Here is a 14499-nt window from a genome sequence, read left to right as displayed (position 1 = left end):
TGCGGTGGGGTGGGCTTACGCCGGGTTAGCGGCTGCCGCGGTAGGGAATTCGGTGCGGACCGGGAGGGACTCGATGAGGTCGGCTACCGCGGTGCGGAGGCGGGCGTTGGTGCCGCTGGCGATGGACGACCATTTCACGCCGTCGTCGGCGACGCTGGCGGTGATGATGAATCTGCCTGCGCGCGTGTTGAAGACGGCGATGTGGTTGTCCTGGACATCGCGGGTGCCGTCGCCGTAGGCCACGCCGACGATCTCGGCGTAGGAGTGGATCTCCACCAGCGCCGAGGCCAGTGCCTGCGCGTCGGTAGCCGGATTGCCCACCTCGGCCAGGCGTTTCGTGGTGGCGGCCGCGTCGCCGGTGTCGCCGAAGATCGGCGCCAATTGTTCGGTGGGCGCATTCATCCCGTACAGCTCGAGCGCTTCGACCGGTCCGAGCGCCTGCAGCACCGCGCCGGGCAGATCGAGCCCGGCGTCGTCGATGACGTAGGACTGCGGCCCGCGCAGGGCGACGACCGCGCGGTCGTCGCCCTGCGCCAGACAGAATCGGTTGACCTGGCCTGCCACCACCCACCGCAGCGCGATGATCCACTGCGGCCGGTAGAGCACCCGCAGCCGTTCGGCGAGCTCGGGTGCCACCGCCTGGCCGAACAGCAGCTCGCGTTCGGCCAGGGCGGTCTGTGCCACGTTCATGGCGGCGTCGTGCGCGGTGACATTGTCATAGCGGCCCATGGCGTCGAGCACCACGGGCATCTCGTCGAATTCCAGTTTCTCCAGGAGGAACTGCATGTCGTCGAGCGAGAGCACGACGGCGCCGAGCAGCGAACCTCCGCTGCCCGTGCCGAGAACCGTCACTTGGCCGTTCCGGCGAGGTCGGCGCCGATCACACCTTCGGCCGCGTAGCGGCCGTCGGTGAACTCGTCGGAGCGCACGTAGTCGACGCCATCGTGCTCGTCGTCTTCCTCGCCCTTCTGCCGGTTGCCCATCAGCGGGTTGGTGCCGCTGTTGGCGTTGCGCACGGGTGCGCTCTCGACCCGGTTGACGACCGATTCCGAGACCGGCGCGCTCGCTGCCGCGTTCGAGGCGGGCGCACCCCAGCCCTCGGGCAGCTTCAGCGACCCCGCGCTGACGCCACCGAGACCGGCCGAGGTGGTGGCCATGCCGCCCACCGCGGCACCGGCGGCGCCGACACCCGCCATGACGGGCGCGGCGGCGGTGCCCGCGGGCACGGTGGCCGTGGCCGCCGAGATCGCGGAAGCGCCGATGTTGCCGACCGTGCTGACGCCGCCGGTGAGCACGCCACCCGCGGTGTTGGCCGCCTGGGTGGCCGCGCTGACCACACCGGGGTTGGAGACGAAGGCCTGCGCCGCGGCGACCGCGGTCTGCAGCGGATCGCCACCGCCGAAGTCGCCCTGCGAGGCGGAACCCGCACCGCTGGCGATGGCGGGCGGCATGGTGAACTCGCTGGGGACGGCGACGGTGGCCGAGGTAGCGGCCTCGTAGGTCTCCATCACCAGCGCGGCGCGGATGTCCATGGCATTGCGCGCGACTTCGGCGACCTCGAAGGCGCCGGAGACGACACCGGGCGGGTTGGCCGAAGCGGCCACCGCGCTGTTGGTGGCGACGATCTCGGGCAGGCTCGGCATCGCGATCGAGGCGACGGTGTAGGCGGTGGCGTTGGCCGCGCACTTGGCACTGATCGCCGCGGACGCGATGCCCTGCTGGCTGGCCCAGCCCGCGAACGGCGCCAGACGGGCGAGCACGGCGATGCCGTTGACACCCTGGAGGCCGACTCCGACTTCGGCGATCACGCGCGTGATGGTGAAGGCGGCGTCGCCCCACGCGGCGGCCAGCGTGCCCCACGAGGTGGCGGCGGCGCTGATCGGGATCGCGTGTGCGCCCGCGTTGAGGGTGGTGGAGTTCACTTCGGCCATACGAGGCAGCCAGAACACCCCGGTGATCCCTGCGGTCATGTTTGTTTCTCCCCTGAGTAAATGATCGTCGACAGGATCTCGGTGCGACTACACCTGGACGGCGTTGATCGTCGCCGCGCGAGCCACGTCTTCCCCGATGTGAGTGGTCAGCTGCGAGCGCAGGGTCGCGGCCGCGTGATGCAGCTCGAGGATCGCCTGGGCGACCGAACCGTCGTGCTTGCCCGCCGCGGTGTTGAAGTGGGTCGCCGCGAGCAGCGACACCTCTTCGGCGCCGGAAGGCAGCACGTGCGTGGTCGGCCCGGCGAGCCCGGCCGCGATGGCGAGGCGCTCGGCGAGCAGATCCAGCTCCGCGGATGCGGCGAGGACGATTTCAGGTGCAACGAGAACGTGTCCAACCATGACCCGACTCCTTCTGGTGGCGGCTATCGGGAACCACGAGAATTCCCCCTACGAGTACTAGGACGCGAGAGCGGTTCATTCGGTTCCATCGATTCCCCACCCAGTTTCGCTAACCCCATCCCAGCTCATGCAACCGGTCGTCGTCAATCCCGAAATGGTGTGCTATTTCATGGATCACGGTGATCGCGACTTCTTCGACCACCTCGTCGTCGCTGTTGCAGATGTCGAGAATAGCCTCACGATAGATCGTGATCGTATCCGGCAACGATCCGGCGTAGTAGCTGTCGCGCTCGGTGAGGGCGATGCCGTGGTACAGCCCGAGCAGCGACGGTTCCTCGTCGTTTCGGGGCTCTACCAGCACCACAACATTGTCTATGGCACTGGACAGCTCCGCCGGGATCTGGTCGAGGGCATCACTGACCAGCTCCTCGAAACGCCGCTCCGGCATCCGCTCGGACAACGTCACCTCGGCTGGGGCTGCGGCGGCAGTGGCGCGGCGCCCGGCAGCGGCGCCGGGGTGGAACGTCCGGTGTTGGGCGGGGGCACCGGGGCCTGTCCGTCGATCAGGATCTCGCCGCGGGCCGAGCCGACGATGGGCGCGAAACCCTCACGGTCGGCGCCTTTTCCGAGCCAGCAGTCCAATTTGTGGCTGCCCGCGAGCCAGCTGGCGGGCTCCAGATAGTCGAAGAACAGGGTGAGTGTCTTGTTGCGGATGGCATCGGGGCTGCCGAGGTAGTCGCCCGAGAGCCGGTTGCACTCGGCCTCGACGAACTTGTCCTGATCGGCTTCCGACGGCGGTCCGCCGGTGAAGGCGGTGGCCAGGTCGACGGTGCCGACGATCTCCACCGAGTGCGGCTGGGCGCAGTCGACCGGGTCGGTGGGCAGGTTCTGATTGATGCCGAGGCAGGTGCCGGTGGCATGGGTCTTGGACTGATCACTCTCGGCGAGAGTGCCGGTGGTGGCCGGGCTCGTGGCGGTGGCCGCGACCTGGACACCGCAGCGCAGAGTCCGGTCGCCGTGCTGCCAACCGGCCGGGCTCGGCGACATCACATTCACCATGAACTTGCCGCGCGGGTCGAACCGGCCGCCCAGGTATTTCTGGACAGCGGTCACGCAGTGCTCGTCGCGCAGCTCGGTCATGCGCAGCGAATCGGGGTGACGGGTGCCGTCGGCGAACTCACGCCCCGGATAGGCGCTGAGGTCGATGACACCCGCCACCTCGAACAGGTGCTTGTCGCCGCAGCCCACCTTCACGAGGTCGCTGCGGTCGGGTTTGGACCAGGTCAGGCAGTCGCCCTGCGCGGCGCTGCTGAACTCTTTGTCACGCACCACCGGTTCGGCGCCGGGTTGGTGCGCTTCCACCTTGTCGGTGTCGAAGCCTGTCACGGCCATGGTGACCATGGCCGCGACGATCGCCCCGAGGGCGCCTATCAGCAGCCCCCAACGCAGTTTCGTCGCGGACAGGTGCAGGGCGCCGCCGCGACTGGGCGCGGCGGGTCCCTCGGCTGGGTTGCTCTGCTTCTTCGACATCGTCGACGAGTGTATTTGTCGCGGCGGACTGCCGGGTCAGCCCCGCAGAGCTGACACGAAGATGCCCGGTATGCGGCGCAGTTTGCCGTCGCCGTAGAAGTCGGTCAGTTTGCGTCCGGTGGAGGTGCCGGTCTTGTTCGAGACGAACCACGGCGGCTTCGGGGTCAGGGCGAATTCACCGCGCAGAATCGAGCGCGGAGCGGGGCGGAAGGGACCGCGGACCACGGTGCGTTCCACATCGTCGAGGAGGAAGGCGTTGTGTACGACGCCGATGCCGCTCTGGATGTCGTCGATGGTGTGGCCGGGGTAGGCGCCCCAGCTGGCGCGCGGCGTCAGGAACGCGAGACCGGTCCAGGCGTTGAGGGCGACGGTGCCGTAGCGCAGGTCCTCGATCGCGGTGTCGAGTTTCGCGCCGAGCTCGATGATGGTCGCGGGGTCGGCGATGATGTTGGCGCCGAGCGTGCCCATCAGCTCCGCATTGGCGAAGTCGACCGCGTTGCCGAGGAATTCGGCCCCGGCGCCGGGGAGCTCGACCACGCCGAGCACCGGCGAGAAGTACTCGGTGCGCAGCAGCGGAGTGTCGCCTGCGGGCAGGTTCTCGACCAGGAGGCGGCCGTTGGCGCGGGCGGCGTCGGGGTAGCTCGCCAGCGCGCCCGCTACGCGGTTGTCGCTGCCCGGGTAGTAGGCGGTGCGCGCGGGAGCGTTGTCGATCGCGGCGCGCAGTTCGGTGAGGAACTGCTCCTTGAGCGGCCAGTCCGCGGCGAGTACCACCGTCTGCGCGGCGACACAGTTGTAGCCGCCGTTGTGCAGGCGCTGGGTGGCCACGTGCTCGGCCTGGAACTTCAGATCGGCGGCCGACCACTCACCGGGCACCACGATGCACGGCGCGACACCGCCGAGCTCGCTGGTGATCGGCTTGTCCAGAATGGGCTCGCCGGTCTTGTCCGCGCCCTGACCCCAGACGATCGCGTCGTGGGTCGGCGCGCCGCCGGTCATGTGCACGTGCGCGACCAGCGGATGGTTCACCAGGTAGCCGCCCTCGGGGGCCCCGCCGGTGAGGATGCGTACCACGCCGAGCTCGATGAACGGCGCGAAGATCGCCTGGAACACCGGCAGCAGCGGATCGGTGATCGGGTTGAGCTTGAGCGCGACGACGCGGTTGTTGGCGTAGAGCTCGTAGAGGGTGTCCAGCGGCGCGATCGACATGATGTTGCCCGCGCCGAGCACCGCGCCCACACCGTTGGTCTTCGCGGGGTCGCGCTGGGCCAGGCCGGCCTTGCGGCGCGCGGTCGCGGCATCGACGCCGGGCTTCAGCCACACGTCGGCGCTGAATCCGCTCAGCAGCAGCTTGTCGTAGACGCCGTGCGGCAGCGCGGGCACCGCCACCCGGCCGCCGGGGGCGGTGGTGAGGTCGACACCGTCGAGCGGGCTCGCACCCTTCTCGAGCGCCGCCATCGACTCGCTCAGCGCCTGCGCGCCCGCGAGCATCGTCATCGGGCCCGACATCCACTCCTCCCCGAGCAGCGGGCTGTCGGCGTCGAGTTTCTTGATGGTGCGGGCGGCCGCGACCCACGCCTCGGCGTCGCGGGCGGTGAGCGCGTGCAGTTCGTCGAGCAGTTCGCGGCGGCGACGCAGGTCGGTCGCGGCCCAGGTCTTTTCCCCTTGGGTGAGATCGGCGAGCGCGGTATCGATGACGGCGGTGTCGAAAGAGGTACTCACACCGCAACTATGCCCCTGTGCTGCCCGATTGGCACTTCAACTAGGCTGTTTTCTCATGATCGACCTCCGATTCCTGCGCGAGAACCCGGAAGCCGTCCGTGCCTCGCAGCGGACCCGCGGTGAGGACCCCGCGCTCGTCGACGCCCTGCTCGAAGCCGACGCCGCGCGCCGGGCCGCCGTGGCCACCGCCGACAACTTGCGTGCCGAACACAAGGCCATGGGCAAGGTGATCGGCAAGGCGAGCAAAGAGGAGCGCCCCGCGCTGCTGGCCGCCGCCACCGACATGTCCACCAAGGTCAAAGAGGCCGAGCTCGCCGAGAACGCCGCCGACGCCGAACTCGACGCCGCGCAGCGCGCCATCTCCAATGTCGTGCAGGACGGCGCGCCCGCGGGCGGCGAGGACGACTATGTCGTGCTCGAAACCGTCGGCGCCCCACCAGTTTTCGACTTCGAGCCCAAGGATCACCTCGAGTTGGGCGAGTCGCTGCACCTGTTCGACATGGAACGTGGCGCCAAGGTGTCGGGCTCGCGGTTCTACTTCATGACCGGCTACGGCGCGTTGCTGCAGATGGGTCTGCTGCAGCTGGCCGCGCAGAAAGCCGTGGCCAACGGGTTCACCATGATGATCCCGCCGGTGCTCGTGCGACCGGAGATCATGGCGGGGACCGGGTTCCTCGGTCAGCATTCGGCCGAGGTCTACCACCTCGAAGAGGACGACCTCTACCTCGTCGGGACCTCGGAGGTGCCGCTGGCCGGCTACCACTCCGACGAGATCCTCGATCTGAGTGCGGGCCCGAAGCGCTATGCGGGCTGGTCGTCGTGCTTCCGCCGCGAGGCCGGTAGCTACGGCAAGGACACCCGCGGCATCATCCGCGTGCACCAGTTCGACAAGGTCGAGATGTTCGTCTACACCACCCCTGAGCAGGCCGATGCCGAGCATCAGCGGCTGCTGGCCTGGGAGCGCGAGATGCTGGCCGCCATCGATGTGCCCTACCGGGTGATCGACGTGGCGGGTGGCGACCTGGGTAGCTCGGCGGCGCGCAAATTCGACTGCGAGGCCTGGGTGCCCACTCAGCAGACCTACCGCGAACTCACCTCCACCTCGAACTGCACCACTTTCCAGGCGCGCAGGCTCTCGGTCCGCTACCGCGACGAGAACGGGAAAGCGCAGATCGCGGCCACGTTGAACGGCACTTTGGCCACGACGCGCTGGATTGTGGCGATCCTGGAGAACCACCAGCAGGCCGACGGTTCGGTGCGGGTGCCCGAGGCGCTGGTCCCGTTCGTCGGTACCGATATCCTGAAGCCGTAAGATGCTCAGTGTTTGCTGGCGACCCATTTGCCGGATGTGGCAAACACCCTGACCCATCAACATCTAGGCTGGTGCACGTGCGAGGAATCGGGGCGCGCGGCGATACCCGAACCCGGGTGCGGGCGGCATCGGCGTTGGCGACGGCAAAGGTCATGGCCAGGACAACGGGGGCGTTCTACGTTCTCGGTGGTGTCCTCGGCCTGATGATCACTGCCGTCGCGCCGGGCGACGACGGCAATCGCGCCGTGGTCGGCACCGCGGCGGCGATCTCGGTGGTTCTCGGTCTCACGCTGCTCGCGTGGGGTCCGCGGATGCCGCACGGCCTGCACCACGCCTACCTCGCCACCGCGGCGGTGCTCGTCGCGATCGCGGTGTACGACTTCCCCAACCTGGTCGGCGCCATCACCCTGGCCTCGTTCTTCGTCTTCGTCGCCTGCGACGCGGCGCTGTTCTTCGCCTGGACCCAGGCTGCCGCGCACATCGGTTTCGCGATGGTGCTGTGCCTGCTGGTGTTGCCCGCGCGCGGGTTGCCGTGGTGGTCCGGGCTGATCCCGGCCGGTGTCACCTTCGGTGCCGGCGTGGTGGTCGGCATCCTCACCAGGATGGCGTCGGAAGCCGATATCGACGTGCTCACCGGCCTGCTCAACCGGCGCGGTTTCGAGAAGCAGCTCAACCCGGCGATCGACGCGGCCGGTCGCGGCGGTCAGGGCATGGCCCTGGTGCTGGTCGACCTCGACCGATTCCAGAAGATCAACGATCACCTCGGCCACCGCGCGGGCGACGCCGTCCTGCAGCGGGTCGCCGATACCTGGCTCGACCTGCTCGCGCCCGGCCAGGTGCTGGCCCGCTTCGGCGGCGACGTGTTCGCGCTGCTGTTGCCCGGGACCACCGAGCAGGCCGCGATCCTGCTCACCGAACAACTGCGGGCCGCGGTGACCATGGGCTGCTCGGCCGGTGTCACCTCCTGGCAGCCGGGCGAGTCCGGTTCGCTGCTGGTCAGCCGTGCCGACGTGGGCCTGTACCGGGCCAAGCAGGCGGGCCGCAACCGCACGGTGCTGGAATCGTCGCGTCAGCTCCCACTGGCGGTGGAACTGCGCGAGGCCATCGACCGCGGTGCGCTCGACGTGCACTACCAGCCGATCGTCAGCCTCACCGAGGACGGCGGCCAGGCGGTCGGCGTCGAGGCGCTGCTGCGCTGGTCGTCGAGCGCGCAGCCCGAGGTCACCACCGAGGGCCTGATCCGTGTCGCCGAGGAATACGACCTCATCTCCGACCTGGACGAGCTGGTCCTGCGCCGCGCCTGCGCCGACGCCGCCCGCCTGCAGGAGAGCTTCGCGTCGCTGAACCTCACCCTCAACGTGAACGTCTCCGGCCTCGAACTGGCCGAGACCGAATACGCCGAGCGGGTCGCGACCATCCTGTCCGATACCGGCTGGCCCGCCGACCAGCTCGTCCTCGAGGTGACCGAGAGCGAGCTCGCCGCCGAATCCCAGACCGCGATCACCAACCTGCACACCCTGCGCGACCGTGGCGTGCGCATCGCCATCGACGATTTCGGCACCGGTTACTCCTCGCTGAGCCGCCTGGCCACCATCCCCAGCGACATCCTGAAGGTCGACCAGTCCTTCGTCGCCGCCATCCGCTCCGATTCCCCCGCCCCTCCGCTGCTCAGCGTCATCGCCGCGCTGAGCAAATCGCTCGACCTGCAGGTCATCGCCGAGGGCGTGGAAACCGAATACCAGGCCGCCGTCCTCACCGAACTCGGCTTCGCCCTGGCCCAGGGCTACCACTACAGCGACTCGCACCCGGTCTCGGAGCTCATCAACGATCTCAACGACGGCCGTCCGCTGGTGAGCGCCACCGACGAGGACGATTCCCTTGCCGCCAACGGCTGGATCCCGCTCGGATAATCGCTTGACCCGGCCGGTCGTGGCGCGAACGATAGAACCCATGCGGATGCTCGTCTACGGCTGTTGATCTTTCCCGCTCCGGCACGCGGTGGCCTGGTTGAGGCGTGAGCCGACCGGCGTCGGCGACCTCACGGTGCGCGCGGTCCTGTTCAAGGGCACCCGCGACCTGCTACCGATCTATGCCCTCTACGGCGTTCTCTTCGCCGATCACGGGCTGAGTACCGCGCAGATCTCGCTGCTGTTGGCGATCTGGTCGGTGACGGCGTTCCTGCTCGAGGTGCCATCCGGCGCGTGGGCCGACACGGTGCCGCGTCGTCGCCTGCTCGTCCTGAGCTGTGTGTTGCAGGCCGCGTGTTTCACCCTCTGGATGCTGGTGCCGTCGTTCGCCGGCTTCGCGCTCGGCTTTCTCGTCTGGGGTATCGCGAGCGCATTGGAATCGGGAACCTTCGAGGCGCTGATCTACGACGATCTGGTCGCGCGCGGTGCACCGTCCGCCTACCCGCGAATCATGGGGTGGACGCGCGGTGCGCAGGAGAGCACCGTGCTCGTGGCGATCATCGCCGCCGCCCCGCTCTTCGCCATCGGCGGCTATGCGCTGGTCGGCTGGGTCAGTGTCGGTGTCGGCCTCCTTCACACGCTGACCGCGCTGGCTCTGCCCAGCGCGCCCGTCGCCATCTCCGCCACCGCTGTCGACGATCTCGAAGACGAGCCCGCACCCGGACCGGTGGGCCCGCACGTCAAACCGGGAGCGGTGGCGCCACAGTCGAGTTCGCCCGGTTCCACCTCGTCGCGCTATCTCGCCATGCTCAAAACGGGTCTCGCCGAAGCACTTCATGTCCGCCGGGTGCGTCGAGGCGTGCTGCTCGGCGCGCTGCTGTACGGCGTCACCGCCTTCGATGAGTACTTCGGCTTGCTCGCGGTGTCCGGCGGCGCGTCGACCAGTACGTCGGCGCTGCTGGTCGGCGTCACCGTCGCGGGTTCGCTGATCGGTTCGCTGCTGGCGGGCCGCACCGAGGTCGTGTCGGCTCGCACGTTGGCCGTCGCGCTGTTCGTCGCCGGAATCCTGTTCATCGCGGGCGCGTTGGCGGTCGGGGTGGCGGCGGGCCCCGCGCTGGTCTGGGTGGGATTCGTCGGCATCGGCATCGCCTACGGCATCGACTTCAACGCCGAGGTCATCGCGGGTGCGCGGCTTCAGGATGCGATCGAGGGCCCGGCCAGAGCCACCGTCACCTCGGTGTCCGGGCTGCTCTCCGAGATCGTCGCGCTGGGTGTGTTCGCGTTCGTCGCGGCCGCGACGCAGTGGCTCGCGATGTCGACGACTATCGCGCTGCTCGGATCGGTGTTGCTGGTCGCCGCCGCGTTGACGCCGACCTGGCTGCCGCCGCGTCACGGCACCGAGCGTGGTAGGACTGAGAACGCAACCCCTGAGCAAGGGGGAGACTTCGGGTAGCACCCACCTCGCACCAAGGACGCCCATACGTGACGCCGACCGCCAACCGTCGAGGTCCCGGACGAGCGAGCTTCGCTGGGAGGCGCAAGACCGCTGGGCTCGTGTTCGGGTTCGCTATCGGGGCGGGAGTCGCGGTACAGGGGCGGATCAACGGTGCGCTGGGTGCGCGGCTGGCCGACGGGATCGCGGCGGCCACCATCAGCTTCGGCACCGGGCTCATCGCTCTGCTGATCGCCTTCGCTGTCAGCCCGGCGCTGCGCGCGGGCGTCACCAAGGTGCGTGTGGCGGTATCGGAGGGCAGGTTGGCGCCCTGGCAGTTGCTCGGCGGATTGTGCGGCGCGTTCTTCGTAGCGGCACAGGGACTCACCATCGCGGCGATCGGCGTCACCGCGTTCACTGTCGCGGTGGTCGCGGGCCAGCTCCTGAGCAGCCTCGTGGTCGACCGGCTCGGCCTCGCCCCGAACGGCCGAACCCCGATCACCGCGTGGCGCCTCGCCGCGGCCGCCCTCGGCATCACCGGGGTCGTGCTCTCGGCAGGCGGCAGTTCCGCCCCGGCCACCGTCACCACCGGCGTCCCGGATATCCCAGCCCTGCTCATCGTCCTGCCCGCCCTCGCGGGCATCGGTCTGGCCTGGCAACAGGCGGTCAACGGCCGGGTCGGCGCCACCGGCGGCCCCTTCACCGCCACCCTGCTCAACTTCGGCGTTGGCCTGACCGCGCTGCTCCTGCTCGACCTGTACACCCTGGCCACCACGGGCCTGCCCACCGAATTCCCCGCCGACCTCTGGCTCTACACCGGCGGCTTGATCGGCGTCGCGTTCATCGCCCTGGCCGCCGTGACGGTCGGCCTGATCGGCGTCCTGCTGCTCGGCCTCACCTCGGTGGCCGGCCAGCTGGTCGCGGCGATGGTGCTCGACGCCGCCGACGCGAGACTGTCGCTCACCACCGTTGTGAGCTGTGCGATCGTGCTGGCGGCGGTGGTGGTGGCGAGCCGGAGCAGTCGCTGACCCAGACGCCGAAATGCTAGGTTTCAGGCGAACTGCGGCTGGGATCTCGGCCGTTTCGCCGGGTGCGGCGGAGAGCGAGTTGGGGGAGTACCGAATTGATCGAGCCGCTGTCGACGAGTGACTCGCCGATGATCGGACGCTATCGGGTGCGCGGTGTGCTCGGTGCGGGCGGAATGGGCCGGGTCGTCCTGGCGACGGGCCCCGACGGGCGCTTCGTCGCGATCAAGCAGATTCATTCGCATCTGCTCGACGATCGTGAGTTCCGGGCACGGTTCGAGCGTGAAGTCGCCATCTCCGCCCGGGTGTCGGGGGCATTCACGGCGGCGGTGGTCGATTTCGAGACCACCGGCGAAACACCGTGGCTCGCTTCGGTCTTCATCGCAGGGGTGGGGCTGGACAAAGCGGTGCGCGAGCTGGGCCCACTGCCGGTCCCCGCGTTGCGCACCCTGGCTTCCGGCATGGCCTCCGCGCTGCACTCGATCCACAGCACCGGCCTGGTGCATCGAGATCTCAAACCCGCCAACGTGATTCTGGCCGCCGACGGACCGCGCGTGATCGACTTCGGCATCGCGCAGGCGGTCGGCACCGGGGCCGCGCTCACCGAAGTGGGTGCCGTGGTCGGCTCGCCCGCGTACATGTCACCGGAACAGGCGAACAGCGAACCGATCACCTCCGCGAGCGATGTCTTCTCCCTCGGCTCGCTGCTGTGCATGGCCGCGACGGGAACGGCACCGTTCGCGGCGTCCTCCGCTCCCTACACCCTGTTCAACATCGTCCACAGCGAGCCGCAACTCGACGATGTCCCCGCGCCGCTGCGCGATCTGATCGCGGGTTGTCTGCGCAAGGACCCGAGGGCCAGACCGACACCCGCTCAGATCCTGGACTACCTGGGGGTCCTGCCCGTTCAGGCGCACCCGTGGCCCGCGCCTGTCCATGCCGAAATCGCCGCCCAGACACAGAAACTGGTCGCGCTGACCTCGGACCCCGAAGCGACGCAGATTATTCCGGCGTACACAATGGGCGAGCCGCCGCCGGTCGAGGTGCCGGTCAGGAAGCGCCGGACAGCGCTCCGGCTGGGGATCGCCGCGGCGACTGCTGTGGTGATCGCCGGGGCGCTCACAGCAGTTGTGCTGCGCGGCAATGAGTCCGGCACACACCCGCAGGACACACCACAGGCGATACCGACCGCGACTCTCCCTGGTCTCGACAAGATACGTGGCGCCGACGCGTGCGCATGGGTGCGAGCGGCTCTCGGCAAGACCCTGCCTGCCGAGGTGGCCGTGAAGGCGTCGACAGACGTCTCGTCCTGGCGCTGGCAGTCGACCTCGAGCTGGGGTTGCGACGCCAGCTCGGGCGGCGCGCGCATCGCCGTCGAAATCGGTGCCGCTCTGGATGGGTTCGAGACGGGCAAGCAAGTAGTCAACAATTACGCGGTCGCGCGCCGCGGTGATGACTGTGCGCTCGCCATCGAGGGCGGCGACCAGGGCAGGCGCTGGGGGATCGTCGTGGACTCCTTCTCGCGCACCGAGTGCCCGCTTGCCGACCATGTTGTCGATCGGCTCACCACCTCGCTCGGCGAACTGCGCCCCGAAGCCACCGCACAACAGTCCCTGTCATCGGTAGATCCCTGTGCGTTGGTAGACAATTCGGCATTCGCCTCGCTCGGCCCCGCAGTCGCGAAGTCGGCGCACGTGTGCGAGTGGACGGCCGATACCAGCGTGCGGATCACACTGTCGCAGCCGCGGCAGCGGGCAACGTCGGCGGGGGTGAAGATGATCGATATCGGTGACGGTGTGCTGGTCGAGGATCTTGACATCGGCTTGGTCGGGTTGCACGAATGCCGCAGGGTGTATCGGTTCCGCAAGGTCGGCGAGACGTTCCGCGAAGACCTCGAAGTGTTCGTCAGCAATCCGAACCGGCGTGAAGACGAGCTGTGCGCTATTGCCGATCCCCTTGTGAAGCAGGTTGTCGGACGGTTGCCCGCGCGGTAGCGGGAGCGATCACGCGGGTGATAGTTTCACGGAGAAGTTCGGGAGGGGCCCGGCGTTTCAAGCCGCGGTCGGAGGGGAATTACGTGCGTAATCGGTCGCATTGGTTGGCGGCATTGTTGTCGCTGGCCCTGTTCACCGCCGCTTGTGGTGAGGACGCCGCATTCGATCACGGCGACTACGGCCTCGAACCGGTGGCAGGTGACTACGACGACGCGCCGAACACCGTGCGTGGAACGCTGGCTGAATCTCTGCGCATCGGCGAACGCCTGCTGTTCGCAGACCGTGTCGACCCGGAGCTGACCGAGGGCAACGGAGGCGGTCTGATCGTCGGAGTGCGTGGCGTCGACGACCTGCTCTCCGGCGCGCAGCGGACCGCGCTCTTGCCGTTCGATGTCCTGGCGGGCTTCGGTGCGATCGCAGGCAACGGCCAGCAGGATAACGAACCGAAGTACAAGCTGTTGTCGATCGCCATCCTGTCGTTGCCGGACGAGGTGCAGGCGACGGCAGCTATGCAGGCGATGGCCGCCGCGGACTTCACCGCGAATGCTGAGAACGCACCACTTCAGGTCCCGGATTACCCGGCAGCACTGTCGCATTGGCGGCCCGGAGTGCCAACGGTCGGTAGTTGGTTGGTGTGGAAGAACCTGGTGATCAGGTTGTACGCGAAGATCATCGATCCCAGCCCTGAGCAGTTGATCGAGCTGATCGTGCGCACCTATCGCGGGCAGCTGGCCGAACTCGAATCCTTCCTCCCGACGCCCGCCGCAGACGTGTCGAAGTTGAAACTCGACAGCGACAAGTTGCTCACCCACGTGGTGAAGACCGGCGACTACTGGCCCGACAAGTGGGACTTCATGGTCTACGGACCCCGCTCATATGCGCTGCTGCGGGACAAACCCTCGGCAACCCTGCGCGAGTTCGAAGAGAACTCGATCAATGCGATCGCGGTGTCCTATAACAAGTTTCTGTATCGTGCGCAAAACAGTGATGCCGCGCAGGCCTACGCCGATACCGAGGAAAAGCACTCGCTGGCAGCTGACTACACCCCGATGACCGGTGTGCCGGGGCTCGATGGAGTTTCCTGTTATCGCGCGGCAAGGCCGAACAACATCTCGGTTCCCGCCCGGCGGTTCTCCTGCCTGGTGCGCCACAACGAGTTCGTGGTCCGCCTCTACAGCAATCAGGAAACCGATATTCGGCAGCAGGCGGTCGCGCAGCACGCGCTCCTGAGCGGGTCGTGGTGAGCACGG

At 68.3% G+C, this 14499-nt stretch carries 12 protein-coding genes; 6 read left to right on the top strand and 6 right to left on the bottom strand.

From position 1 onward, the window contains the following. Positions 1-15: 15 nt before the first annotated feature. From ACFVVI_RS17490 to ACFVVI_RS17465, 6 genes are all read right to left on the bottom strand, one after another. Complete coding sequence (locus ACFVVI_RS17490) at positions 16-852, bottom strand: ESX secretion-associated protein EspG (RefSeq protein WP_379313865.1); 837 nt, start codon at positions 850-852, stop codon at positions 16-18. Continuing rightward, on the bottom strand, positions 849-1970 hold the full coding sequence (locus ACFVVI_RS17485; protein WP_387445996.1) for a PPE family protein: 1122 nt from the start codon (positions 1968-1970) through the stop codon (positions 849-851). The genes ACFVVI_RS17490 and ACFVVI_RS17485 overlap by 4 nt, the downstream gene beginning before the upstream one ends. Positions 1971-2018: 48 nt before the next feature. Continuing rightward, on the bottom strand, positions 2019-2330 hold the full coding sequence (locus ACFVVI_RS17480) for a PE family protein (protein ID WP_378637867.1): 312 nt from the start codon (positions 2328-2330) through the stop codon (positions 2019-2021). A gap of 109 nt (positions 2331-2439) precedes the next feature. Continuing rightward, positions 2440-2778, bottom strand: coding sequence for a metallopeptidase family protein (locus ACFVVI_RS17475; RefSeq protein ID WP_378661368.1), 339 nt, complete (start codon positions 2776-2778; stop codon positions 2440-2442). Positions 2779-2792: 14 nt separating this feature from the next. Then, complete coding sequence (locus ACFVVI_RS17470) at positions 2793-3860, bottom strand: septum formation family protein (RefSeq protein WP_387445995.1); 1068 nt, start codon at positions 3858-3860, stop codon at positions 2793-2795. A 36-nt stretch (positions 3861-3896) separates the two neighbouring features. Further along, the gene (locus ACFVVI_RS17465) at positions 3897-5579 is read right to left on the bottom strand and encodes an aldehyde dehydrogenase family protein (protein WP_387445994.1); all 1683 of its coding nucleotides are present in this window, start codon (positions 5577-5579) and stop codon (positions 3897-3899) included. A gap of 55 nt (positions 5580-5634) precedes the next feature. Between ACFVVI_RS17465 and serS the strand changes: the two genes are divergently transcribed. The 6 genes from serS to ACFVVI_RS17435 all read left to right on the top strand — a co-directional run bounded on the left by serS (position 5635) and on the right by ACFVVI_RS17435 (position 14493). Further along, positions 5635-6891 (top strand): serine--tRNA ligase, encoded by a 1257-nt coding sequence (gene serS, locus ACFVVI_RS17460; protein ID WP_378989447.1) that lies wholly within the window; start codon positions 5635-5637, stop codon positions 6889-6891. A gap of 77 nt (positions 6892-6968) precedes the next feature. Beyond that, entirely contained in the window at positions 6969-8801 is a 1833-nt protein-coding gene (locus ACFVVI_RS17455) for a putative bifunctional diguanylate cyclase/phosphodiesterase (protein ID WP_378637876.1), read from the top strand. 88 nt (positions 8802-8889) lie between these two features. Next, positions 8890-10251 (top strand): MFS transporter, encoded by a 1362-nt coding sequence (locus ACFVVI_RS17450; RefSeq protein ID WP_387445993.1) that lies wholly within the window; start codon positions 8890-8892, stop codon positions 10249-10251. Between the two features lie 101 nt (positions 10252-10352). Beyond that, on the top strand, positions 10353-11258 hold the full coding sequence (locus tag ACFVVI_RS17445; protein ID WP_387445992.1) for a DMT family transporter: 906 nt from the start codon (positions 10353-10355) through the stop codon (positions 11256-11258). Positions 11259-11386: 128 nt separating this feature from the next. Then, on the top strand, positions 11387-13249 hold the full coding sequence (locus tag ACFVVI_RS17440) for a protein kinase (protein ID WP_387445991.1): 1863 nt from the start codon (positions 11387-11389) through the stop codon (positions 13247-13249). An 83-nt stretch (positions 13250-13332) separates the two neighbouring features. Beyond that, on the top strand, positions 13333-14493 hold the full coding sequence (locus ACFVVI_RS17435) for a hypothetical protein (RefSeq protein ID WP_387445990.1): 1161 nt from the start codon (positions 13333-13335) through the stop codon (positions 14491-14493). The last annotated feature ends 6 nt before the right edge of the window (positions 14494-14499 follow it).

Source organism: Nocardia sp. NPDC058114 (assembly GCF_042884695.1).
In the GTDB taxonomy this organism is placed as follows: domain Bacteria; phylum Actinomycetota; class Actinomycetes; order Mycobacteriales; family Mycobacteriaceae; genus Nocardia.
Note: the sequence above shows the minus strand (reverse complement) of the source record. Positions and strands in the feature narration are given on the sequence as shown.